21 protein-coding genes and 3 pseudogenes are annotated in these 24468 nt (G+C 58.3%); 13 read left to right on the top strand and 11 right to left on the bottom strand.

Features of this window, described 5'->3' with window-relative positions:
- Window positions 1–377 precede the first annotated feature (377 nt).
- The 3 genes from RT582_RS20335 to RT582_RS20325 all read left to right on the top strand — a co-directional run bounded on the left by RT582_RS20335 (window position 378) and on the right by RT582_RS20325 (window position 4063).
- Window positions 378–1697, top strand: a complete 1320-nt coding sequence (locus RT582_RS20335) for an OprD family porin (protein WP_003298801.1) — start codon at window positions 378–380, stop codon at window positions 1695–1697.
- A 321-nt stretch (window positions 1698–2018) separates the two neighbouring features.
- Window positions 2019–2693, top strand: a complete 675-nt coding sequence (locus RT582_RS20330) for a heavy metal response regulator transcription factor (RefSeq protein ID WP_003298799.1) — start codon at window positions 2019–2021, stop codon at window positions 2691–2693.
- The gene (locus tag RT582_RS20325; RefSeq protein ID WP_003298798.1) at window positions 2690–4063 is read left to right on the top strand and encodes a heavy metal sensor histidine kinase; all 1374 of its coding nucleotides are present in this window, start codon (window positions 2690–2692) and stop codon (window positions 4061–4063) included. Before RT582_RS20330 ends, RT582_RS20325 begins: the two co-directional genes overlap by 4 nt.
- A gap of 122 nt (window positions 4064–4185) precedes the next feature.
- Here RT582_RS20325 and cadR read toward each other — a convergent pair whose 3' ends face one another.
- Window positions 4186–4590, bottom strand: coding sequence for a Cd(II)/Pb(II)-responsive transcriptional regulator (gene cadR, locus RT582_RS20320; protein ID WP_003292662.1), 405 nt, complete (start codon window positions 4588–4590; stop codon window positions 4186–4188).
- A 92-nt stretch (window positions 4591–4682) separates the two neighbouring features.
- Here cadR and RT582_RS20315 point away from each other — a divergent pair, with 92 nt between their 5' ends.
- Window positions 4683–5573, top strand: coding sequence for a cation transporter (locus RT582_RS20315; RefSeq protein WP_003298797.1), 891 nt, complete (start codon window positions 4683–4685; stop codon window positions 5571–5573).
- A gap of 86 nt (window positions 5574–5659) precedes the next feature.
- Here the strand turns inward: RT582_RS20315 and RT582_RS20310 are convergent, their stop codons facing one another.
- Complete coding sequence (locus tag RT582_RS20310; protein ID WP_003292660.1) at window positions 5660–6292, bottom strand: HAD family hydrolase; 633 nt, start codon at window positions 6290–6292, stop codon at window positions 5660–5662.
- A 57-nt stretch (window positions 6293–6349) separates the two neighbouring features.
- Window positions 6350–7153 (bottom strand): annotated as a pseudogene (tcmP, locus tag RT582_RS20305) (three-Cys-motif partner protein TcmP); the annotation flags it as partial.
- Here tcmP and RT582_RS20300 point away from each other — a divergent pair.
- A pseudogene (locus RT582_RS20300) lies at window positions 7151–7456 on the top strand (tyrosine-type recombinase/integrase); the annotation flags it as partial. The pseudogenes tcmP and RT582_RS20300 overlap by 3 nt on opposite strands.
- Window positions 7457–7599: 143 nt before the next feature.
- Here the strand turns inward: RT582_RS20300 and tnpC are convergent.
- From tnpC to RT582_RS20275, 5 genes and pseudogenes are all read right to left on the bottom strand, one after another.
- Window positions 7600–9096: pseudogene (tnpC, locus tag RT582_RS20295) on the bottom strand (IS66 family transposase); the annotation flags it as partial.
- Window positions 9097–9159: 63 nt separating this feature from the next.
- Entirely contained in the window at window positions 9160–9495 is a 336-nt protein-coding gene (gene tnpB / locus RT582_RS20290; RefSeq protein WP_111263156.1) for an IS66 family insertion sequence element accessory protein TnpB, read from the bottom strand.
- Window positions 9492–9827, bottom strand: coding sequence for an IS66-like element accessory protein TnpA (tnpA, locus tag RT582_RS20285; protein ID WP_205884925.1), 336 nt, complete (start codon window positions 9825–9827; stop codon window positions 9492–9494). The genes tnpB and tnpA overlap by 4 nt, the downstream gene beginning before the upstream one ends.
- Window positions 9828–9994: 167 nt before the next feature.
- Window positions 9995–12169 carry a hypothetical protein gene (locus tag RT582_RS20280; RefSeq protein WP_313479617.1) on the bottom strand — a complete coding sequence of 725 codons (2175 nt, stop codon included), beginning with the start codon at window positions 12167–12169 and terminating at the stop codon, window positions 9995–9997.
- A 74-nt stretch (window positions 12170–12243) separates the two neighbouring features.
- Entirely contained in the window at window positions 12244–13662 is a 1419-nt protein-coding gene (locus RT582_RS20275) for a YobI family P-loop NTPase (RefSeq protein WP_313479614.1), read from the bottom strand.
- Between the two features lie 455 nt (window positions 13663–14117).
- On the opposite strand from RT582_RS20275, the gene phnC reads away from it, so the two are divergent.
- The 5 genes from phnC to RT582_RS20250 are packed head-to-tail and all read left to right on the top strand — an operon-like array spanning window position 14118 to window position 18568.
- Window positions 14118–14945 carry a phosphonate ABC transporter ATP-binding protein gene (phnC, locus tag RT582_RS20270; protein WP_003117867.1) on the top strand — a complete coding sequence of 276 codons (828 nt, stop codon included), beginning with the start codon at window positions 14118–14120 and terminating at the stop codon, window positions 14943–14945.
- Window positions 14942–15805: a phosphate/phosphite/phosphonate ABC transporter substrate-binding protein gene (phnD, locus tag RT582_RS20265; protein WP_003117866.1), complete on the top strand. Its 864-nt coding sequence runs from the start codon at window positions 14942–14944 to the stop codon at window positions 15803–15805. Before phnC ends, phnD begins: the two co-directional genes overlap by 4 nt.
- 8 nt (window positions 15806–15813) lie before the next feature.
- Window positions 15814–16641, top strand: a complete 828-nt coding sequence (gene phnE / locus RT582_RS20260; protein WP_003298907.1) for a phosphonate ABC transporter, permease protein PhnE — start codon at window positions 15814–15816, stop codon at window positions 16639–16641.
- Window positions 16642–16649: 8 nt separating this feature from the next.
- On the top strand, window positions 16650–17660 hold the full coding sequence (ptxD, locus tag RT582_RS20255; RefSeq protein WP_003152798.1) for a phosphonate dehydrogenase PtxD: 1011 nt from the start codon (window positions 16650–16652) through the stop codon (window positions 17658–17660).
- Entirely contained in the window at window positions 17654–18568 is a 915-nt protein-coding gene (locus RT582_RS20250; RefSeq protein ID WP_003298906.1) for a LysR family transcriptional regulator, read from the top strand. The genes ptxD and RT582_RS20250 overlap by 7 nt, the downstream gene beginning before the upstream one ends.
- On the opposite strand, the gene RT582_RS20245 is transcribed toward RT582_RS20250, so the two are convergent.
- Window positions 18565–19368, bottom strand: a complete 804-nt coding sequence (locus tag RT582_RS20245) for an inositol monophosphatase family protein (RefSeq protein ID WP_082041293.1) — start codon at window positions 19366–19368, stop codon at window positions 18565–18567. The genes RT582_RS20250 and RT582_RS20245 overlap by 4 nt on opposite strands.
- A 571-nt stretch (window positions 19369–19939) precedes the next feature.
- Between RT582_RS20245 and RT582_RS20240 the strand changes: the two genes are divergently transcribed.
- A complete protein-coding gene (locus RT582_RS20240; protein ID WP_036998697.1) occupies window positions 19940–20230 on the top strand; it encodes a helix-turn-helix domain-containing protein in 291 nt (96 codons plus the stop codon).
- A gap of 416 nt (window positions 20231–20646) precedes the next feature.
- On the opposite strand, the gene rnhA is transcribed toward RT582_RS20240, so the two are convergent.
- On the bottom strand, window positions 20647–21102 hold the full coding sequence (gene rnhA / locus RT582_RS20235) for a ribonuclease HI (RefSeq protein WP_014820122.1): 456 nt from the start codon (window positions 21100–21102) through the stop codon (window positions 20647–20649).
- Between the two features lie 38 nt (window positions 21103–21140).
- Window positions 21141–21911, bottom strand: coding sequence for a class I SAM-dependent methyltransferase (locus tag RT582_RS20230; protein WP_278390229.1), 771 nt, complete (start codon window positions 21909–21911; stop codon window positions 21141–21143).
- A 109-nt stretch (window positions 21912–22020) separates the two neighbouring features.
- On the opposite strand from RT582_RS20230, the gene gloB reads away from it, so the two are divergent.
- Entirely contained in the window at window positions 22021–22800 is a 780-nt protein-coding gene (gene gloB / locus RT582_RS20225; protein WP_313479611.1) for a hydroxyacylglutathione hydrolase, read from the top strand.
- Window positions 22801–22900: 100 nt separating this feature from the next.
- Complete coding sequence (locus RT582_RS20220) at window positions 22901–24457, top strand: lytic transglycosylase domain-containing protein (RefSeq protein ID WP_313479608.1); 1557 nt, start codon at window positions 22901–22903, stop codon at window positions 24455–24457.
- Window positions 24458–24468: the final 11 nt, after the last annotated feature.

Genomic DNA, 24468 nt, shown 5'->3' with positions numbered 1-24468 from the left:
TCGACTTCAAATGCCCCATCGAGGTGATGGGAGAGGTCATGCAAAATGCCATGGCAATGCGGCATGATGCTCCGGTTTCAATTCAATAACCGTGTTGCACTCAGCTCCTGCAACCGCCGTTTTTATCAGCCTCGCCAAGCCGGGGAGATAACTGATGGCCATGGGGCTGACTTTAAAGAAGAGTGGATAACGACCGCGTGACCGCAACATTACAAATCTGTAATCGAGGATATGCGCGATTGCTTGCCTCTCAGATAACAAAATAGTAATTTGCCGCTAATCCTGCGGTCATCTGCAGGGAAGAACTTGCCTAAGCGCTAAAAAAAAGCGAAAGGCGTCATTTGAGCACTGACCTGCCGTACACCAGGAGCATCATCATGAGCAAAATGGCCGTTTTTTCACTAACAGCCCTTTCACTGGCATTGGGCAGCGCCCCGGTCTTTGCCCAATCGGAAACAGCGGAGGGCTTCATCGAAGGCAGCACGCTATCGCTGATAAATCGCAACTATTATTTCAATCGAGATTTTCGCGACGGTGAGAGTGCGACCGGCAATGGCTACTCTGAGGAGTGGGCTCACGGGCTGATGGCCTTCTTCGAGTCCGGATATACCCAAGGCTCGGTGGGGATCGGCGTCGACGCCTTCGCCATGCTCGGCCTCAAGCTCGATTCTGGATCAGGACGTTCCGGTGCTGGCGGAACCGTCGATCTTCTCCCCTACAATAGCGCCGGCGATGCCGAGGATGACTTTTCTCGAGTAGGGGGGGCCGTGAAAGCACGGTTCTTGGGCACCGAGATCAAGGCAGGCGATGTATTTCCCGCTACTCCTGTCGTGCACTTTGGTGACGCACGGCTGCTGCCGGAGTCTTTCAAGGGTGTCACCGTTGTGAACAACTCGCTGGACGACCTCACCCTCCAGGGCGGCCGCCTGCACGCGATGAGCCAGCCCAATACCAGCAACACGAACGATGACTTCGTCACGTTTTATGGCGGCGGCGTCGACTCGCCTTGGCTCGGCTACGCAGGCGGCGACTATAGCGTCAACGAAAATCTTAGTCTTAGCCTGTATACCAGCCGGCTCAAGGATGCCTGGAACCAACATTACTTCGGTCTATCGGCCACCTATCCGCTTTCCGATGTCGTCGCGTTGCTGGGCAGTTTCAACTACTACAAGGCAACCGACGAAGGCCGCGAGTTGCTGGGCGAGTTCAACAACAACATCTGGAGCTCCAGCCTGGGTGTCGCCTTCGGCGCGCACACCGTCACGGCGTCGTATCAGCGAAACAACGGTAACAACGACTTTGACTACTTGCGCCAGGCGGACTCGATCTACCTGAATAACTCCATCCAGTACAGTGATTTCAACTCACCTAAAGAGCAGTCCTGGATGCTGCGTTATGACCTGAACATGGCGGGTTACGGCATACCTGGGCTTACGTTCATGACTCGCTACGCCCGCGGCTGGGGCGCCGATTACAGCAACGCAAATGAGGTATATATGCGCCAAGACGATAACGGCGCGCCTCTGTCCGGACAGAAGCGCTGGGAACGCGACGTCGAAGCACGCTACGTTGTACAGACAGGCTCGTTCAAGGACCTCTCTCTGCGGGTGCGCCAGGCTACAACACGGGCGACTGCTTTCGAGTCCGACCTCAATGAGGTTCGATTCATCGCCGAGTACCCGCTCTCGATCCTGTGAAGCACTACGAGCAACACCACATCTTCTTTTTGTGCTCCCTTGGTTTGAAGATGTGTTTCAGGCGCCCGTAGGGCGCCTTTTTTTGCTTAAGTGCACCTCCTTGCGCTGCGGGCCAACCAAATGACAGGTAGATTACAAATTTGCAAGACAGCCCCGCAGGACTTTTACCGCGTTAAAGTGCTTCCCGCTTCCCTGTGCAGGTCATTTCGCCTCTGCCTTTCACCCTAGAGCCAAGCCTCTTTCGTCTTGACCCTATAGTTACTACATGGATTATTTTTGGTTCCGCTTACCACGCACCTCCTTGCCGAGTTACCTGAAAACATGCGCATTCTGGTTGTAGAAGACGAGATCAAAGCTGCGGAATATCTGCAGCAGGGTCTTATCGAATGTGGGTACATCGTCGATTGCGTAAGTGATGGGCTAGATGGATTTCACCTGGCACTGCAGAACGACTATGACATCGTGCTACTGGATGTGAATCTGCCAAACATGGATGGGTGGGAGGTGCTCGAACTCATCAGGCGGCGTAAGCAGACACGCGTCATCATGCTGACCGCCAATGGTCGCTTAGAGCAAAAAGTCCGCGGTTTGGAGCTGGGTGCTGATGACTATCTGGTCAAGCCGTTTCAGTTCCCTGAGCTGCTCGCTCGTATCCGGTCACTGTTGCGGCGAGGCGAGGCAGTCGCACTTCCAAGCAACCTGCGTGTAGCCGACCTCGAACTGGACCCAAGCCGGCATCGGGCCTACCGGAATGGTCAGCGTATTGATCTCACCAGCAAAGAATTTGCGTTATTGCATCTGCTCATGCGCCGGACTGGCGAAGTCCTCACGCGTACCGAAATAACTGCCCTGGTGTGGGACATCAACTTCGACTGCGACACCAATGTGGTGGATGTTGCGATTCGTCGCCTGCGGATGAAAGTGGACGAACCCTTCGGCGATCGCCTGATACACACCATCCGGGGTGTGGGCTACGTGCTGGAGGCGCGGCCTTGAAGCCACTCAGCCTCGCATCGCGTCTCGCGCTTCAAATCACACTTACCGGCGCCGCTTTGGTCGCGCTGCTGATTGCACTGAGCTACTGGGTACTGGTGCGCCAACTGGAACTGCGCGCCCAGGAGGAAGTGACGGCCAAGCTCTCGCAGATCGATCATGGACTCCTCGAAGACACCAAAACCCGTATGGGCCGTTCCTGGCAACACGTACTGAGCGATACGGTACTCGGCCATGACAACCTTTCGATTACAGTCATCGGCGATACAGCGAAATCACACATTTTCAGTATCGGCCGCTTCGCCAAAGAGCTGCAGCAGCTGGATCTTGTGAGCAGGGACGGCGACTATCTTGGCTGGACAACGAAAGATGGGGTGCAGATGCTAAGCGGGCGCAAGCGAATTCAAGTCCCGGGACTGGCTCCAATGACGCTTTTACTTTCGCAAGACCGCAGTGCCGATCAACGGCTGGTGGCTGCGTTCCTGCGCTCGGCCTTAGTGACCGTGCCGATGCTACTGATATTAATCGGATTGGCTGGGTGGCTAATCGCTCAAAATGGTTTGCGACCGCTGCGCAGGTTCCGGGCGTTGGCGACTAAGGTATCGACACAGGACCTATCACCCCGAATCTGTAGCGATCGGCTCCCACAAGAGCTCCAGGCATTGGCGCACAGCCTCAACGTAATGCTTCATCGACTCGATGACGGCGTTCAGCAACTGACACAGTTCTCGGACGATGTGGCCCATGAGTTGAAAACTCCGTTGAACAACCTAATAGGCAAGGCGCAGGTGACTTTGGTACGAGAGCGAAGCAAAGAGCAGTATCGCGAAGTGCTCGAATCGTCGGTCGAAGAGCTCGAACGCATGGATCGAATCGTGTCAGACATGCTGTTTCTTGCCCAGGCCAGCCACTCCAGCCCGGCACTGAAGCTCGAAAAATTATCCTTAGGAAGTGAGGCGAGGCGCGTATGTGAATACTTCGAAGTCCTCGCCGAAGAAGCGGGAGTTGCAACGACAGTAACGGGCGATGCCGTGGTTTTAGGAAATCGGCTTATGGTCCAACGGGCGATTTCCAACCTGTTATCCAACGCGTTGCGGCATTCGAATACTGGCAGCACGGTCGAACTTAAGATCCTTGAGGAGAACGTAGACATTGTCTCGCTGACTGTCACCAATCATGGCGCGACTATCGAATCGGATCATCTCCCACACCTGTTCGACCGCTTTTACCGCGTGAACGGCATACAACCTCGTGGAGCAGGCTTGGGGCTAGCGATTGTCCGTTCAGTGATGAACCTCCACAAAGGCCACGTGGCCGTCGCCAGCAAAGACGGTCAGACCACGTTTGAACTCACGTTTCCTCGGCAGGCCTGACTCAAAGTGATACCGCACGGAGACAGCCATCACTACGAAGGGGCAAAAACCACAGGGACAAACAACCATTTCGAGGGCATGCGCGTTGGCCGGGTAACCAGGCCCGCAAGCCCCAACGCCGTTCATTTAATGCATGCGTCCTCGCTAATTCCGGCGAGAATGCCGCAAGCCTCAACTTCCCGCCCATCGTTGCAATTAGCCCGCAGTGAAACGAGTTGTCGTTCGAGTGATTGCAGAGCGGTTATCTGGGATCTGACTTGAGAAATGTGATCATCGAGTAAGGCATTGACGGCCGTACAAGGCTGGCGAGGGTCATCCTGGTAGCTTTGGAGTGCGTGAATCTCTGGAAGTGACAGATTCAAGATTCGGCAGCGCCGGATGAAAGCTAGCCGCTCGCCATGCTTCTCGGTGTAGACACGATAGCCGTTCGCCTGGCGATCAGGCGGTGGCAACAAGCCCTGCTGCTCATAGAAGCGGATCGTCTGTGTATCAATCCCTATTAGCCTTGCTAACTGACCAATGCGCATCGTGTGAATCCTCATCGGCTCTGCGTTATTGACCTTATAGTAGCTATAAGGCTTTTAATGATCCCATCTTCGATTTCAAGTGGAGCCGTATCATGAGCAAGTCCGATGGTCCCTGCGGCTGCGATGCGACGCCAGCCGCTGATGCCGATGTGCAAAACCCTTCCGATACGACGGGGCAATGGGTCAGTGTTTACGCCGTGCCCAAGATGGATTGTCCATCAGAAGAGCGAATGATCCGCTTGGCGCTGAATGGTTTGGACGGAGTTCGGAAGCTGACTTTTGATCTGTCGGACCGTCGGTTAGATGTCATGCATGACAGTGCCGTTGAGCCCATAACCAAAAAGCTGGCGACGTTAGGGCTAGGCGCCACTCTTCAGAAAACTGTCGCGGCAGACCCAGAGATGATCAAAGCCGCCGAGAATCCGGCGAACTCTACACAGGAATCCCGCTCCCTACGTTTACTGCTAGGCATCAACGCCTTCATGTTCGTGGTAGAGATGACTGCTGGCCTGATTGCCAGGTCCGCAGGTCTGATTGCCGATTCGCTCGACATGTTCGCTGACGCGGCAGTGTACGGCCTGGCCCTTTATGCGGTTGGGCGCAGCGTCAATCTGCAGGTGCGTGCTGCACACCTTGCTGGTGTGCTCCAGCTGATTTTGGCCCTCGGCGTGCTCGTAGAGGTGGTCAGACGCTTTATATTCGGCAGCGAGCCCGAGTCGCTGATAATGATGGCCGTCGCGTTCCTGGCATTGCTCGCCAACACGGGTTGTTTGCTGCTGATTTCCAAACACCGGGAAGGTGGTGCTCACATGAAAGCGAGCTGGATATTCTCCGCCAATGATGTGGTCATCAACATGGGCGTTATAGTCGCCGGAGCGCTCGTCGCTTGGACTGGGTCCAACTACCCAGACCTGATTATCGGTACCGTTGTGGGATTCATCGTTCTCAACGGCGCTCGGCGTATTCTGGCACTCAAGGGTTGAAGGAGCTCCCGTTACAGAAAAAGGGTGTCTTCATGCCTGTAAGCCATCCGGGTCTAGCGGCGTCAGCTAAAACTGGCGACGCCGCTTTAGCCGTTGGCGGATGGTGGGTATTGCAGAACGTGGGCTGCAAAGTCCATCAGCGAGACGAAGCCGCACTGATCGGCTTTTCCTTCACGCTGTAGGTGGTAGCCCCGCATGCCTTGCCCAATTGGACCAAGCATATCGGCTTGCAACGTGTCACCGATCATTGCGATAGCGGAGGCTTCGCAGCCAAGCTGTTCGATCATCTGACGATAGATTGCGGGCTCAGGCTTTATTGTCCCAACCTCAAAGCTCCATCCGTAAACATCGAACGACGGCAGTAACAGTTTGGCCGGAATCGCATATGGGGCTGCGAGATTGGAGCACAACGCGAGATTCAGGCCGGCGTCCTTTAGCTGATTTAGCGACTCCAACGCATCATCGAAAAGGCGAACGCTGGCCAGCTCGGTGAAAAGGTCGCTTTCAAGGCTAGCTAACTCAGAGTTGCTCAACTGCGCACCGAAATAATCGGCAGCTCCAGCCAAGCCCAGATTTCGAGTCATCAGAGTCCGTGCGTCATCCGGCCTTGGTGTTTTGCCCTGAAGCCGCAGGTTCTGCATCAGTTGGCGGAAAGGATGGCGGCGCTCACCTATCTGGAGAAGCGTGCCAAACACATCGAAAACTACTGCTTGTATCATGCCGGTACCTCTACCGTTGGAGGCGAACCGCCCACCCGAAGAGCGATGCCGCCCCTCTCAGTTTTCTGAACTGGATTTCTTCAGAGGTGGCACGAAGAAGATGGGTCTTTGCGGGGGCGCTATCAGGATATCTGTCGACTTGATGCTTGTGCCTTTTCGACGCCTTGTTTTGCCGTTCTTGTCGACCGCCAGCAGATCACCGGTCGCGACAGCAATGTCGAGTGCCTGCTTTACGCGAAGCTCGTCAGCCATGGTGTAGTTGGTCAATCCGCTCATCAGGCCCAAAAAAGGTTGCCGTTCTACCTCGTAGACCTGTTTGGGCAAGAGCTCTGAAAGTTCTCCTCGGACGCGGTCATCGGTGGCATCGTCGAAGTGATGCTCATCCAACAGCAAATCGTGTTGGCCTGTCACGGCGATATCCCGATTGGCGTCGTAGCCGAAAAAGCTGGAAGGCGACAGCATATGGGAAAAGTTGTTGCCGTATTTCCAGTGGATCTTCTTCATCACATCGTTAGCGCGGTAGTTGTTCGCCAGATGGATAAACCAATAGGCCATCGGGTTGCTGCCGGCCGGACGAATGAAGAAGACGGTCATGTACTGGGCACCGCTTTCCTGCTTGATCCCCTCGGACAGATAGCGCTGGATCAGGTATTGCCAGCTCCGTGGCTGATGCGCCTTCAGCTGTTTAAGCATGTCCCATGGCACATGCTGATCCAAGCCGATATTTGCAATGGCTTTCCGGTTCGCTTGGCGGTCGGCTAGATACGTAACCAAAAAATCGACATTGAAGGTCAGCAGGACCTCGGCTTTGTTGAGATTCTGGAAAATCCATTTGATCTTAGGGAACGGCACATCGCCATACATCATGCCCAGCCCCGCAGCGAGGATTGCCTTTTTCCGAGCCGGCTGCATATCTCAGACCATCTATCCACTCGTCAATACGCTCGTATCGTCAAAGGTTGGGTGAAAGCCATTGGCCCTGATCCAGCCCTGTATGGCATTCACACAATAAGACGTACGAAGGCATCGCTGATCTATCGCAGGACGAAGAACCTGCGGGCAGTTCAACTGTTGCTCGGCCATACGAAGCTGGAGAGCACCGTTCGATATCTGGGGATTGAGGTCGATGATGCCCTAGAGATGGCGGAACAGACCGAGGTTTGACCATGCATAGCGACGGTCGAAGCCAGGCCGTCGCTAACCGGCCAAGAGTGGCCATTGGTGAAGGCTGCGAGGAACTGTAGTGGTACTTTATATATTCGCAGAGGCGGCTCGTTCGTAAGCGAACGGGCATCACACCTTGCCGGCGGATACCAGTTGTGCGGCAGCAGCTCGGCCAGGGCGCTGGCCTTTTGCGTCGGCAGGCGCGTGAGCACGTCCTTCAGGTAGGCGTACGGATCGTGTCCGTTCAGGCGGGCTGACTGGATCAGCGTCATCAAGGCTGCGCCACGCTGGCCACTGCGTAGCGAGCCGGCAAACAGCCAGTTGGCGCGTCCCAGGGCCCAGGGGCGGATCTGGTTCTCGATCCAGTTGTTGTCGATGGGTAGGTTGCCGTCATCCAGGTAGCGCACCAACGCTGCCCAACGCTTGAGGCTGTAGTCGAGTGCCTTGGCGATCGCGCTGCCCTCCGGCACCTTCTGCCGCTGCCCAAGCATCCAGCTATGCAGGCCATCGATGATCGACTTGGCTTTATCCTGGCGCAGTTGCCGTCGCTGTTCGGCGAGCAGCTCTCGCCCTTCGCGTTCCACATCGTAGAGCTGACCGATGTACTGGAGGGCCTGCTCGGCCAGCTGGCTCTGGTTGGCAGCATGCAGGTCGAAGAACTTGCGCCGTGCATGGGCCATGCAGCCGATCTCGGTCACGCCTTGCTCGAAGCTGGCCTTGTAGCCGGCGAAGTCGTCGCAGACCAGTTTGCCTTGCCAGTCGCCCAGGAAGCTGCGCGCATGCTCACCGGCCCGACTCGGCCTGAAGTCGTAGACCACGGCCTTGAGGTCGGCGAAGGGGCTGGGCGCATAGGCCCAGACGTAAGCCCGCTGGGTCTTCTTTGTGCCCGGGGCGAGCATCTGCACCGGGGTTTCGTCGGCGAGGATGACGTCCTGCTGGAGCAGGCAGTCGCGCAGGGCATCGACCAGAGGTTGCAGCTGGACGCCGCAAGCGCCGACCCATTGCGCTAGGGTGGAACGCGCGATGGCCAGCCCGGCGCGGGCGAAGATCTTTTCCTGGCGGTACAGCGGCAGGTGATCGGCGAACTTGGCCACCATGACCTGAGCCAGCAGCCCCGCAGTCGGGATGCCCTTGTCGATCACCTGCGCAGGCACTGGGGCCTGGATCAACGTTTCACACGCGGCGCAGACCCACTTGCCACGGATATGCCGCTCGACGGTGAAGGTGCCCGGGGTGTAGTCGAGCTTCTCGCTGACGTCTTCGCCGATGCGCTTGAGCTGGCAGCCGCAGGCACACTGGGTGCTGTCCGGCTCGTGAAGTATCAGCGTGCGCGGCAGTTCGGCCGGCAGAGGCGCTCGCTTGGGCTGCTGCCGTAGCTCGCGCTTGGCGGACTCTGGTCGGGCCGCCTCAAGCTCTGCCTCGATGGCGGCGATGTCGGCATCGATCATCTCGTCGAGCAGATTGAGCTGGTCGGCATTGAGCTGCTCGCTGCGGCGGGCGAAGCGGTGGCGCCGCAGCACGGCGAGTTCGTGGTTCAACCGCTGGTTGAGCGTTTCCAGGTGATCGACGCGCTGACTCAACTGCGCGGCCAGTTGGCGCAGTTGCTCGGGTGTCAGCTGATCGAAAGCGGCAGGGTTCATGGCGTCGAGTGTGAGGAATCCCGGCACCCTCGGCGATAGGCCATTGGCCTAATTGCACGTCGGCTACAGGAGCCTGATCTCGGCATTGGGCCCAAGACGCTGCCAGGGCAGGCCGATCACCAGGGCCTGCAACTGCTCGGGGTTGAGTTCCACTTGCTGTCCCTGCCAATTGCCCGACCAGACGAAGCGCCCTCGATTGAGCCTGCGAGCGGCCAGCCAGATGCCGAAGCCATCGTGCACCAGCACCTTCATCCGATTGGCGCGCTTGTTGGTGAACAGGTAGGCACAGTGCGGCTGCGCCGCACCGAACACTTGAACCACCCGGGCCAACGCGGTTTCGGTGCCGGCGCGCATGTCCAGCGGCTCGGTGGCGAGCCAGATGCGCTCGATGCGGATCACTTCAGTAGCTCACGCAGAAAGCGGGCGCAGCCTTCAGGGTCGTTGCCCGGCCACTGCACCGACAGTTTGCCGGTCCGATGGGGAATTGCGATCTGGATGGCCCTGTCGGCCGCACTCGGGGTAGCCGGCCCGCTCGGGACGAGAGGAATTGGAATAAAATCTGAGGGTACCGCGGGCAGTTGTGCCTGCTGGCGGCGAATCCACTTGTGCACGAGATTGGCGTTAAGGCCGTGGCTCAAGGCCACGCCGGCAACCGAGGCGCCGGGCTGGGTACACTCCTCAACGATCTGGGCCTTGAAGGATTTGGGATAGGAGCGGCGTTGGCCTGGCACGGGAGATCCTCTGCAAGGGGCTTGAAATGGTGTCCACCAAAAACAGGTGGACACCATGCCGCTAGCTGGAGGGATCAGGGAGGTGTGTTGGCCAGACGCTTACGCTCGTTCGGCGGAGGCTTTCGGTGCTATTCATCATCGTACTGGGTAATCCGGATACCGTAGTCTCACTTACGCTTCCTATTTACCTCAATCACTGCCTTACGCTCGTCATACGTGCTGACAGTACCTTCTCGTTTTAGACGTTCCAGGAGCGCACGATCAGCAGGCGTATTCGGCACACGCAATTTAATGCGGCCCACCTCAGTGAGTTCGGCGTAGTCGCCGCCAAGTGCTTGCAGGATAGTGAAGAGCTGATCGCGGTTAATCACATCCAAGTGTGGCGCTAGTAGCAATAAAATCTGCTGCGCAGAGACCTCCCCTTGCGCCATCTTCTGCACAACTTCGGGTGAGAGTTCGAGCTTGGATTGGGTAGCGAATCTTGCCAGTTCGTTCAGTCCTTGACGGCTGGCCACCTCCGCATACCTTGGCGCTTGCTCGACTACCACACGCTTGATCGCCGGATCAATCTCATCGCCTATCAGGATCTGTGACAGATCCGCGCCCACCAACGCCGGAGTCATGTAGCGCGTAAAATTTCGCGATTCTCGGATAAACGCTTTGCGCGTCGGCCAGTCCGTCGTTGCAAGGTGCTCGTAGGAAGCTGCATCATCCTCAATGAGGTTGTGCTTTAGCAGCAGCGCGAAGAGGTCGCCAACTTCCGCCGCGATTTCGTCAATGCCGAGATAGTCGTTCAGGCTCAAACTCTCAACCAGTTTCACCCGTAGCGCTGCGGATGGGAGCTGCCCCCTTGCCGCAAGGATTGCGGTCGCCAACGCAGTCTTCGGCTCCTCGTCAGCGGCGCTGTTCTCGGTGATCACGGCAGCGGCAGCCAGCATCTTTGCCAGCTGCGCATCGACCGCCCCGATAGTCTCGACGTAGCGGCTGACGTTGCTGAACGTAGCTGGGACGCGCCTATGTTCGGCTAGCGCCGGCCACGCAGCCTCAGAAACCTCTGCGAAATCCGCAACCTCACACTCTGGAGCAGCATGCTCGATCACATCACCAAGGCAAGGTGCTTCGTTTGCGAGCACATCTTCGATCACAGCGAGAAAGTGCTCGTTCGCATCGATCGTCGCGGACTCGCCCCTAACGGCGTTCAAGTACGCACTCAAATGCCCGAGCACATAATCGTATACCGTCGTGCTCCTAGCACGGATAACGTCGAGCGCCACGGTTGTCGTGTTATCGATGGCGATCGCGAGGTTTTCGTGCGTGACCTCATACAAATTGCGGGACACGAATGACGGACGAACCTGCTGACCCAGCGGCTCTAGGCGAGGCACGGTAATGCCAGCATCCTCGAAGAGGACTCCGATACGCTCGGCCTGAGCCGGCGCGATCGCGCCAGACGTAAGCGCCGTGAACTCAGCGTAGTGCGCCGACAAGTACGCAGACACCTCTGAATCTGTCCGCTGCTTCGACAGCGTCAGGTGGGCTAGCGCCACATCCACCAGCTCTAACCGCGAAGCGTCGTCCAGGTCCACTTGGCTCAAGAGGTAGGTGAGCACTCGTGTACATTCGACCGTGAACCGTTTGACGAACCGTACGCGCTCTTTACCTGAGGTTAAGTACGCTTGCAGAAAACTCGCCTGTCTCTTCCCGAGGCCAGCCAGCGAGCGGATCATAATGTCGGCCGCATCGACGTCCGTTGCCAGTAAATGGTCGAGGATTGCGATGTTGTAAAGGGCAGGCTCTTTCAACGCGTTCTTGCCCCGCTCGCGGACAACTGCGTCCACGTCCTCCGGACTAAGCTCGAAGTGCTCGTCCATTCGGTCTCGCTCAACATGGTGGATGATGAAGTTCGTAGCAGCAGAACCCACCCGATCACCGTGGAAGGTTGACGTGTAGAGCGTGAAGTTGCGGTTAATGTAACCAGCACAGACGAGCTGGTACGCCAAGCCTGGATTCAGGATCGCCTTCGCGATTGCCTCGAAAGACTGGTTTCTGTCCTTGTACTCGACGAGGAACTCTGGTCGTTCGACGAGATCACTAAGATCTGCGCTCCGCAGGAACTTGATTTCCTCCGTCGCCTCGTCAATGTGCTCAGTAAGCGCCTTACGATCCGCTTCGTTCCAGCTGTCGGCGTCGAGGGGATCACCTAGCGCAGCCACAAGGCTTTCACGAGTGAACGTCAGCGTCTGACGGTAGTTATTGTTGTTATGCCATTGGAGTGGAGAGTCTAGGCCTGGCGAGACAAAATTTGTCCAGAACTGCTCTCCCTTGAGGTCCTCCGGAGACATGTCTGCGTGCGCGAGCGTGTATCTTGCGTACTGTGTCGGGAAGCCCACAGCCTGAGCTGTCCGCTGCACATGCGCTAGCAGGCGCTCGCCCCGTTGAGTCGCGCAATTCGCTGGTGAAGCACACGACGTTCGCCCTCGATTCGCTTGATGTTCTCACTCACCAAATCACGGCTGAGCTTGTAGAGCATGTCCAACTTGCTCTTGCCGAGCCGGATCATCTCAAAGTCTGCGAGGTGCGTGCTCTTGTAGAGCATCATCGCAAACAGGTCGGTCTCATTCAGGTTAAGCTGCTCGCCGTCTCCGGAGAAAATCCGGTCGCGAAAGACGATGAACTCGTTGCACACGTTCTTGAGCAGCCGCATATCCGGCACATACTGCGCTGCTAAGTCGAGCAGCTCCGTAGCTACGTCGTGCTCAACCTGATCAAGCAGCTGTATCGCTAAGTTTCGAGCGCTCCGGTGCGTGATAAAGGGAACCACCGGAATAACCAGATCGAAGAATTTCGTGCGGTTGGCGCGCACAGCCTCGGCCTGTGCCGGATCGTCCGTCGCTAGCACTTCTCTATCAGACTTGCGGCCTTCTGCCTCCAGGCCGATGCGGTCGAAGATGCTATCTTTGATGGCATAGATGAAGCGGATTGGCTTTTTGATCTGGGGCGAGGCGTTGAGCAAAGTGTTCAGCGCCCGAAGCGTTTCGAAGATGTGAGAGTCATTGAACCGATCGATGTCCTCGAAGATGACGACATCTCGGTCTGAGACCTCAAAGAAGTACACGATCTCGTCGAGGTATTGGTCAAAGTACGAAACGGAGCTTTCGTCGAGGGTGACGGTTGCCGACCCGGCTGAGAACTGCTTGATATGCAGCTTCCCATAGAATAACCAGCTCACCAGCAAGGCCATTAGCGCCGCAGCACTCCAAATGGCGGGGTGAGCCCAAACGCCGATATCTACATATGGCGCAAACACATAAGTAATCTGTCCCGTCCATCCAGTCAGCAGGAAAATGACAGCGACGACAAGCCCCAGCAATACCGAAGTTCCAGTCGCCCGCCACCATCGAAAGCGCTCAATACGCCGGAACCGAGAGCCAGGAGTTCTGCTCGGATATTCTCGGTAGAGCAGCTGCTTAACGATCTCCTGCTGGACACGGTTAGTCGGGGTCGTGGCCTGGATGGGCACCGACTCGTCAAGCTGGGAGGCCTCGATAGGCGCAAGCGTCGAGAGAGAAAGTTCCAGAGTACGATGGTCCTGCCGCCGCGCGACTTCCCGCAAGATGCTGCTCTTACCGACTCCGTAGTTGCCGGACAACGCGATGTTGCGGATTTGATCGTCCGCGAGGGCAGCTTCGATAGCAGAGGCATAGCCGCTATGCTCTTTCGCTAGGTACGTAGGGGTAAGCGGGGCCAGCTTCCACAATTTTTGGGCAGGCACCTCTTCAGAACAGAAGATGCGCCGAACACGATAAAAGTTGCCGCGCAAAAAATGACGAACCACATGTCCTCCTGACGATGTCTCCTAGTTCGCAGCAATATCACAAATCTTGCCCAATACTGAACATTTGCACTGGCAATTATGCCCCCGCATTTGCTGATAATGCTCCTATCCCTAGTTATCGGCGACAATGGTAACTGCTTGAATGCTGCTGGCAGACGTTACGGTCCGCTTCTGGCCGCTAGTGTGCGCTCTCTTGCTTGGATGGCATTACGTTCTGGCCCAACGTTACTGTAGCGAATCCGCAGCAGTATCAATCAAAGCCTCCTGTATCCCGCGTGAAGAAAGACGCTACGTTGCGCCCGTTCTTCCACGGCTTCGCTTGCCGCCCCGCTACGGCAGATTCGAAGCATTCATCGAAATGTCATCATTTAGAAGCAGTGCGTTAACAAGGAATTTCTACCCTTTGCATCGCGAACCGCAATTGTGCGGCCAGCAATATTGCGAAAGGTGATCAAATGACGCCCCATCCGATACAGGACGCCGTGCTGCGGGTCGACCGGTTGAGCGTCGTCTACCCAGGCGGCGTGACAGCCCTACGCGATACCTCGATTGCATTTCGGCGTGGTGAGTTCACCGTGCTGCTTGGTCTCTCGGGCGCAGGCAAGTCGACCTTGCTCCGTAGCCTCAATCGACTCGTCACGCCCACTCGCGGCAGTGTCACCAGCGAGCTCGGTGAGCTCGGCAGCGGCTCGGCCTTGCGTCAGCATCGTCGGCGTACCGCCATGATCTTTCAGCACCACCAGCTAATCGAACGTCAAAGTGCACTGGCTAATGTGCTTACCGGTCGGCTGGCCTTTCACAACACGCTCCGCTCGCTGTTTCCTCTGCCGCGTGCCGATCAGGAGATTGCGCTCAGTTGCCTCGCTCGGGTCGGTCTGGCAGACAAGGCGCTAAGCCGGGTGGACAAACTGTCCGGTGGCCAGCAGCAGCGGGTAGGCATCGCGCGTGCGCTAGCGCAACAGCCCGCGATCATTCTTGCCGATGAGCCGGTAGCCAGTCTCGACCCGGCCACTTCGGTCCGTGTTCTCGGACTGCTGCGCGACATCTGCAAGGAAGACGGCATCACCGCCATCGTTTCGCTGCATCAACTCGAATATGCCCGCCGCTTCGCCGATCGCGTCGTCGGGCTGGCCGATTCTCAGATCGTTTTCGATGCCGCGCCCTCGGAACTCACCGATGCGCAGCTTGAGCGCATCTATGCAGGCCGCTCTACGACTCAGCCAGCAACTGCTCCGGCTGAAACCCCTGTCATGCTCGCACCTTCACTGGAGATGTCCCGATGAAACGCTTATCCGCTCTCTTATTGACCTGTTTGCTGTCCGCTGTTTCAAGTCTGTCCGCCGTAGCGGCCGATGCCGATCCGGATGTGCTAAAGGTTGCGCTGCTGCCGGACGAAAACGCCTCGGAGTTGATCAAGCGAAACCAGCCGCTGAAGGATTATCTGGAAGAGCATCTGGACAAGAAGGTGCAGCTGATCGTAACCACCGACTATTCCTCGATGATTGAGGCGATGCGCTTTGGCCGTATCGACCTGGCGTATTTCGGTCCGCTGTCCTACGTCATGGCCAAAAGCAAAAGCGACATCGAGCCCTTCGCTGCCATGGTCATCGACGGCAAGCCGACCTATCGCTCAGTGATTATCGCCAATGTGGCGTCAGGCGTGAATGAGTATGCCGACCTTAAGGGCAAGAAGATGGCCTATGGTGACCGGGCATCGACGTCCAGCCATCTGATTCCCAAAACCGTGCTTCTTGAGACGGCCGAGCTGACGGGTGGGCAGGACTACGAACAACATTTTGTGGGCACGCATGACGCCGTTGCCGTCAACGTGGCGAACGGAAACGCCGATGCGGGTGGGCTGTCGGAGGTAATTTTCAATCAAGTAGCCGAACGTGGCCTAATCGATCCGAGCAAGGTGAAAGTACTTGGTTACAGCGGCGAATATCCCCAATACCCCTGGGCGATGCGCTCGAACCTGAGCCCCGAGCTGAAAACCAAGGTGCGGGATGTATTCGTCGGTATCGACGATCCCGAAGTGCTGCGCAACTTCAAAGCCGAGGCCTTCGCGCCAATCACCGACGCCGACTACGATGTGATTCGCAACATGGGATCGCTGCTCGGCCTCGACTTCGCCACGATGTGAGCACCGATATGTCTACTCATCATGACGTGCAGGCGCTGCCTGCAGAGCAACGCGAGCACATCCTTCGAGGCTTCGGCCTCGGTTGGTGGCGCCAGCTGGGGCAGGTGGCAATTGTACTCGGAGTGGTGCTGTTGGCCTGCTGGTACGTGGGGCTGCTCGATGCCACCACGCTGCTGAACGGGCTGCCCTCCATCGCGACCCTGGCAGGCGAGGCCATGCCGCCAGACTTTTCGGGCTATCGAAGCTGGATTCGCCCGTTGATCGACACGCTGGCGATGAGCATCGCCGGCACGGCCATCGCAGTGGTGTTCTCGCTGGTGGTGGCCTTCGTTGCAGCGCGCAATACGGCGCCGCACCCCCTTGTGTTCGGTGTTGCCCGGGTGCTGCTCAATGCCCTGCGGTCGGTGCCGGAGCTGATCATGGGCATCATCTTCGTTGCAGCCGTAGGGTTCGGCGCCTTGCCGGGCGTGCTTGCCCTGGGTCTGCATTCGATCGGCATGGTCGGCAAGTTCTTCGCCGAGGCCATCGAGCACGTCGACGAAGCGCCGGTGGAAGCCGCTCGGGCGGCGGGGGCTACGCCGATGCAAGTGCTGCTGCACGCGGTTTTGCCACAGGTGACTCCGCAGTTCGCCGACGTGGCGATCTACCGCTGGGAATACAACTTTCGCGCCTCCACCGTGATGGGCATGGTTGGCGCCGGCGGTATCGGCTTCGAACTCATGGGCTCGCTGCGCATCATGCAGTACCAGGAGGTTGCAGCAATCCTGCTGGTCATCCTGGCCATGGTCACGCTAGTAGACGCCTTCAGTGGCGTGCTGCGCAAACGTTTCAAATAGGACAAACCATGCTGCCGAAACTCGTTATAACTCACCGAGTACACGATGAGATCCTGCAACTGCTGGCGCCACATTGCGAGCTGATGACCAACCAGAGCGACAGCACGCTGACGCGCGAGGAAATTCTGCGCCGCTGCCGCGATGCTCAGGCGATGATGGCGTTCATGCCCGATCGGGTCGATGCAGAATTTCTCCAAGCCTGCCCCGAGCTGCGTGTGGTCGGCTGCGCGCTCAAGGGCTTCGACAATTTCGATGTGGACGCCTGTACTGCCCGCGGGGTCTGGTTGACCTTCGTGCCTGATCTGTTGACGGTCCCGACTGCCGAGCTGGCGATCGGACTGGCGGTGGGGCTGGGGCGGCATCTGCGCGCAGCAGATGCGTTCGTCCGCTCTGGCGAGTTCCAGGGCTGGCAACCACAGTTCTACGGCACGGGGCTGGATAACGCGACGGTCGGCATCCTTGGCATGGGCGCCATCGGACAGGCCATGGCTGAGCGCTTGCAGGGATGGGGCGCGACCCTGCAGTACCACGAGGCGAAGGCTCTGGATACACAAACCGAGCAACGGCTCGGCCTGCGCCAGGTGGCGTGCAGCGAACTCTTCGCCAGCTCGGACTTCATCCTGCTGGCGCTTCCCTTGAATGCCGATACTGAGCATCTGGTCAACGCCGAGCTGCTTGCCCTCGTACGGCCGGGCGCTCTGCTTGTAAACCCCTGTCGTGGTTCGGTAGTGGATGAAGCCGCCGTGCTCGCGGCGCTTGAGCGAGGCCAGCTCGGCGGGTATGCGGCGGATGTATTCGAAATGGAAGACTGGGCTCGCGCGGACCGGCCGCGGCTGATCGATCCTGCGCTGCTCGCGCATCCGAATACGCTCTTCACTCCGCACATAGGGTCGGCAGTGCGCGCGGTGCGCCTGGAGATTGAACGTTGTGCAGCGCAGAGCATCATCCAGGCGTTGGCAGGTGCGCGCCCAATCAACGCTGCGAACCGTCTGCCCCAGGCCGAGCCTGCCGCATGTTGAATCCGGTCTGGCTGAAGAGCCTGGTAGCGATCGTTCAAACAGGCAGTTTTCAGAGCGCGGCGAGGGCGTTGGGGCTGGCCCAGCCGACGGTGTCGCAGCACTTGCAGAAGCTTGAAGAGCAGGTCGGCGTAACGCTGGTGCAGCGCAGTCGTAGAGGCTGCCAGCCTACCACACGTGCGCTGGCCTTCATGCCGCATGCGACCGCCTTGCTCGACATGCACGCCCGGGCGCTAGAAGCCCTGCATGGAAATAGTGAGCGCGTCGGGGCCAGCTCCAACATCGGCACCTACCTTCTCCAGCCATTCGTGCGCAGCTATCTGACGACCGCAAATGAGAGGGGCGAGGTGGATCTGCGCATCGCCGCCAACCCGGATGTGGCCGACCAGCTACTGGCGGGCCAGCTCGACGCCGCGATCATGGAATGGTGGCTACCTCACCCCGACTTCGAACACCGCCTCTGGCGGGTCGAGCCGCTGGTACTTATCGTCAGCCCCGACCATCCGCTGGCTGAAGCAGGGTGCATAGAACGCGATCGTCTGGTGGACCTGCCGATGCTGGGAGGTGAACCGGGTAGCGGTACCGGACGGCTTCTGACCGAATACTTTGGCGAGCTGGGCGTGCCTCGCAGCGGTATGCAGCTAGGCAGCACCGAGGCAGTCAAACAAGCAGTCAGGGCGGGACTCGGCGTGTCGTTGGTGATGGCTTCCGCAGTACAAGACGAAGTTCGCAGTGGCGCGCTGGTAGCTCTTCCCATCCCGGGGCTTGAAAAGCGTCTCCAACTGATCTGGCGCAAACCGCCCGGAAATCTGCACCCGCCGGGATTTGTGCGGCACTTATTGGCCGATAGCTACAACTCGCTAGAAGCTGTTATCAGCTACGCGCCCGCGATGCCTAATCTCACCGTCTAAGCGAAAACCTGACTCCAATCTCTATCTACTAGGACAGTGCATGCCTGCGGCGCTCCACCGAAACATCGACTCGAAACCTTTGAGAGCTTCGCAACAGAGTCATAGGTAATAGGTTCGCCAGATTGATTGATCAGGACGCCGCCAGCTCCCCGCAGAATTGCGTGTCCAGCCACCACATCATGAGCAGATACAGGAACAACTGAGACTGCCGCAACACCATCTCCAACGGCGACCGTAGCCAGTCGGTAGGCAATACTAGGCATCGGTAAGCACACAGAAGGAGCGCAAAGCGCTGCGTTGACCTCTGGCCTCGCCAAAGCTCCCGTACTTACCAGCACGTTGCTGTCCGCTCCTAGCTGGAGTGTACTAATCGAGCTTTTCAAAATCTGTCCATTTCTACTGATGCCGGCCAGCCCCTCGCACCAAGCGATACAGTCTGGTCCTCTCCCGTTCGTGACCGGCGCATGAACCACGCCGAGGACAGGCTCTGCCCCCCTCAATAGGCCGACAGAGAGCGCTGTCCCTCTGAAGCCCCGAAGGAAATCCCGGGTGCCGTCGTTAGGATCAACTACCCAACAATACTCAGCACCAGTCAATGTTGAGCCCGTTTCCTCCCCCCAAAAATCGCAGTCCAGAGCAGCCAGAAGCTCTTCTCTCAGCAGGGCTTCAATCTCTACGTCGACCTCCGCCTTGTCCCCATATCCACGTGGACCCGATGCAAGCTCACATTCCGCTGCTAACAACTCTCCGGCGCCGAGAACAATCCGAATCGTGCAGTTCAAGAGATCAGTCAGAATCATGACGGGACCCTGTGTCATGCCTAAGCATGGGCTGCTTCAAGATTCAGCGACCGCGCTAGGCGCTGCCGAACAATATATTCTCGCCTTAGTTCCCCCTACCGCCCCTTCGTGGCGACTCTCCACGTAACACCTCCCCGTGCCGGTTTTGAACTCATAGCCAAACACCTGCTTTGCTTGATCGTGAACTTTCACCAGCTCGGTTAGCGGCTCCATGCTCCAGCTGTCCGTCCCGTTCAAGCGCGCAGGTACAACCAATGCGACCGACGCAATCTGCAGATCTGGAGACTGCTCCCCAAGAAGTGACTCAAAAGCATCCTCGTTCGGGATCAAGAGCATCGTGTCCCAGGACACACCATCGCTGGCTTCGCGAACCGTCACGTAGAACCATGGACGATGCTGCCTGTGCTCCACGTATTGCCACATTTGATAGTGGTCCCCAAATAGAGGCTCGAACGGGATTTCAGCATGCCTATAGGTAGTAAACATCTGTGGATACTCGAAATTAAGCTATATATAGCATAGCCGAATTATCACCAAGAAGGCTTCATCGTTCCCTTTGCGAGAGTGCAAAGTGGAACTGAACAAAGCACTTGGATTGGTAATGAAAGACATTCGGCAATCGCGCGGGCTGCCACAGGAGGGCCTTGGCCCAAGCCAGAGCTATATCAGTGCGCTTGAGCGAGGGAAGTGGAAAGCATCACTAGATAAGGTGGAGCAAATCGCAGGAATTTTGACCCTTCATCCCGCAACACTCCTTCTTCTCGCCTACCTGAGAAAGGACCCCTCGCTTGATGCGCAGGCGTTACTTTCGCAGATCCAAGCTGAGTTAGATGTCCATCAAAGCAACCTTGGTGCACGTTGAATTAAAACCCAAGGCAGGATCTAAAACCGCCGCAGTCAGATCGACACAGGTAGAAAACTGAAAACCCCAGCCTGAGACCGTCCCTGTAAGACCTCAAACCTAGGCCCAGGTGAGCCTCAGGCGCAAAAAGCATTGAGGCTTTTACCTTGCCTATGCATCATGACCTAATGGCGATGAGTATCTGAAACACTGGGGGTCGCCCCCCAAATCCAAAATGTAAACGATGGGCCCAATTAGAGGCGCACGGTTTACATTTTCCCCTGCCAGCTCTTAACGAAAGAAACTGATCCACCAAAACACCAGCCTTAAACCCGCATTTTTAGAGGAGTAGAGATCAAAAGAGGGGGCTCAGCGCACGTTTACAGTGATGCGCACTGGGTGGAACAGCACTACGCTGCGCATATCGTTTAGCTCACTTACACAATCGGTTGTCGTTTGGCCTGTACTACGCCGCGATTCGCAAGCAGGTCGGCATGCTCGTTACCGGGATGGCCGGTATGACCGCGAACCCACTCCCAGCTCACCTGATGGCGGTTGACCTGCTCGTCGAGCTGCTGCCAAAGGTCGGCATTCTTAACCGGCTGCTTGCTCGCCGTTTTCCACCCGCGCTTCTTCCAGTTGGGCATCCAGTCGTTGATGCCCTGCATGACGTACTGCGAGTCGGTCACCAAACGAACCTTGCACGAGCGCTTCAGCTCCGCCAACCCGCGGATTGCCGCCATGAGCTCCATGCGGTTGTTGGTGGTGTCGGGCTCGCCGCCCCAGAGCTCACGCTTGACGCCCTTATAAATAAGTAGCGCCCCCCAGCCGCCCGGGCCGGGATTGCCCTTGCAGGCACCGTCGGTGTAGATCTCGACCCAATCGTCGCTCATGTGGATTGCTTACTCTGTTTGCCGACAGGCTCGGGGCGTCAAGGGAGTCGGTGTTGTTCGGCTTCGCGGCGGCTGACTTTGGCGACGGGCATCGGCAATAGCTTGCCCATGCGTTCGCGGCGCTCCTGGCGCAAGGGCCGCAGGCCGATCATCAACTTGCGCGCGACCAGCAGATAGAAACCGCCAGTTGGCGCCTGCAACTGCTGCCCGACGGACTCCAGACGAGACAACCGCGCCTGCCAGTCGCTCGAAGAAAGCGGCGGACAATAGCATCCGAAGCGACGTTTCTCCAGCGCGAATCCCAGCAGGTTCAGCCAGTCCCCTACCCTTGACGGACGAATGCAACGCGCCTGCCGAAACGCCTCGCGCGAGACCAGATGACGCAGGCCCCAGGCACTCCAGGGGTTGATACCGACGATCAGCAGATGCCCGCCCGGACGAACGCCACGCGCCGCTTCACGCAACAACCCATGGGGCGACAGGCTGAAATCCAATGCATGCTGCAGCACCACGACATCAGCAGCATGCTCGCCGAGCGGCCAGGCCTGCTCCTCGCAATGAATCTCCACACCAGGCAGTGGCGCACCGAGGCGAACGCTGCGTTTGATGTTCTGTGGTTGCACCGGCTCGCCGCTGAACGGACCGTTGTGCACCAGATAGCTGCCGAAACAACGCGCCAGCTCTTCGGTCAGGACTTGCTTCTCCTGAACCAGCAGCTGCTGGCCCAGCGGCCCCTCGAACCAGGCGGACGCCGCATTGATCATGGACAGCCAATGGTCGCTGCCTTGGGTGGACGGTCGATCGTTCATCGCTCGGCTCCGTTCGCCGCGCGATCTGCGCGGCGCTGAGTTCGCTCGGGTTCAACTTTCCCATGGGACTGCTAGGATGCGCCTTTGTCACTCAATTGGCGACCCGCCCATGTTGAAGATCGAAGCCCTGCCCGCCTTCACCGACAACTACATCTGGTTGCTTCTGGACGAGGCCACTCAACGCTGCGCTGCCGTCGATCCCGGTGATGCCACGCCAGTCCTGAAGTGGCTGCGCGACCACTCGGACTGGCAGCTCAGTGACATCCTGATTACCCACCACCATCACGACCACGTCGGCGGCGTCGAACGGCTCAAGACACAGACCGGCGCGCGCGTTCATGGACCGGCGGCCGAGAACATTCCCGTGCGCGACGAGGCGCTGAGCGACGGCCAGCACCTCGAGGTACTCGGGACGGACTTGCAGGTCGTCGCCGTCCCTGGCCACACGCTTGGCCATATCGCTTATTTCCATGCCGACCCCGTGCAGCCCTGGCTGCTCTGTGGCGATACGCTGTTCGCCGCCGGCTGCGGGCGTCTGTTCGAAGGCACGCCCGAGCAGATGTTCCGCTCGCTGCAGCGCCTGGCCGATACACCGGATAGCACCCTCGTCTACTGCACCCACGAATACACGCTGAGCAATCTGCGCTTTGCCCGGGCAGTGGAACCGGACAACCCGGCCATTGGAAAACGCATGCGCGAGGTGACCGAACTGCGCGAATCGAACCGCTTCAGCCTGCCAAGCAGAATGGATATCGAGCGCGCGACCAACCCTTTTCTGCGTTGTGGTGTCGCCGCCGTTCAGCATGCGGCAAGCGAGCGCAGCGGCGGCCAGCTAGACGGCGATGTGGCGGTTTTCGCGGCTTTGCGTGCCTGGAAGGACACCTTCTGACAAGGTCGACAGGTTCCCGAAACGCGGCATGCAGCCTTGACCCCATCAGGGGGCGTTCCTAGAATCCCCCGAATTTTGTTTCCGGGGAAGATTCCAGCCAATGCCGCCAGCTCCCAAGAAACGCCTCGAACCGGACGCCTTGGCAGCCTCTGGTCGGGCGTTGGCTCTAGCCGTTTGCGTCGCCCTAGCGGGCTGTCAGAGCAACGCCGTGCGTGATGATGCACGCGATCAGGCAAGCCGCACCACGGCGCCTGTGGCACAAGAGCCCTTCTGGCTGAACGACACCCCCGTCATCACCGAACACCAGGACATCTGGGAGCGAATCCGCGAGGGTTACAAGCTTCAAGAGCATCTGGACAGCAACCCCCGCATCGAGCAACAGCGCCTGCTGTTCTCCAGTCGCCCAAGATCCATCGAAATCGCCAGCGAGCGCGGCAGCCCCTATATCCACTACATTGTCGAGCGCCTAGAAGAGCGCGACATGCCGCTGGAACTGGCTTTGCTGCCGATCATCGAAAGCTCCTACGATCCCTTCGCCTATTCGCCCGCCCATGCCGTCGGGCTCTGGCAGTTCATTCCCGCCACCGGCCGGCACTTCAATCTTCGGCAGACAAGCTGGTACGACGGCCGCCGTGACATCACCGCCTCGACCAATGCAGCCCTGCGTTATCTGAGCTACCTGCACGGCCTGTTCAACGGTGACTGGCTGCTGGCACTGGCTGCCTACAACTCGGGTGAAGGCACCGTGAGCCGGGCCATCGAACGCAACCAGAAGCTAGGCCTGCCGACCGACTACTGGAACCTGCCATTGCCGCAGGAAACCCGCGACTACGTGCCGAAGCTGCTGGCCCTGTCGCAATTGATCCAGGCCCCCGAGGCCTATGGCATTAATCTCAATCCGATCGCCAACGAGCCCTACTTCGAAGTCATCGCGCTCAAGCAGCGCATGGATCTGGCGCGGGTCGCCAAACTCGCCGACCTGGACGAGGACGAGCTCTACCAGCTGAATCCTGCCTTCACCCGCCGAATTACCCTGGATGGTCCGCAGCAGCTGCTGGTGCCAATGGAAAAGGCTGAAATGCTGGCAGCCAACCTGGCGCTGATGAAGCCGCAGGACCTGGTCGACTGGCAGCAGTATCAGGTGCGCGCAGGAGACACCCTGGGCGTCATCGCCAACCGTCATCATCTGACCGTCAACATCATCCGCGACGTGAACCGGTTGAAGAGCGACACGTTGCGGATCGGGCAGGTCCTCAGCCTCCCAACCAGCGGTGATGCCGGCGCTTCGCGGGAGTTGCTGCACGCTGTAGCGCGTCAGCCGGCCGCCACGCCGCGCAGCTACCGGGTCAAATCTGGCGACAATCTCTGGGACATCGCCAAGGCTCAGCGCGTCTCGGTACGCGACTTGCAGCGCTGGAACAAGCTCTCCGGCAGCCAGCTCAAAGTGGGCCAAGCGCTGTTCCTGCAGGGCCCAGCAGTAGCCAAAGCGCAGAGCAAGGGAAATTCGCCTACCTATTACAAAGTGCAGAAAGGCGACTCGCTGTACCAGATCGCTAAGCGCTTCAACGTACAGCTGAACAACCTGAAGACCTGGAACCCGAAAGGCACCAGCGTGCTGCGCCCCGGCCAGCTGCTGACGCTATACCTCGCCAACTAGCCCTCCGCCAT

This window comes from Stutzerimonas kunmingensis, from assembly GCF_032106285.1.
Taxonomy (GTDB): domain Bacteria; phylum Pseudomonadota; class Gammaproteobacteria; order Pseudomonadales; family Pseudomonadaceae; genus Stutzerimonas; species Stutzerimonas kunmingensis_B.
This window is presented reverse-complemented; position numbering and strand designations above follow the sequence as displayed.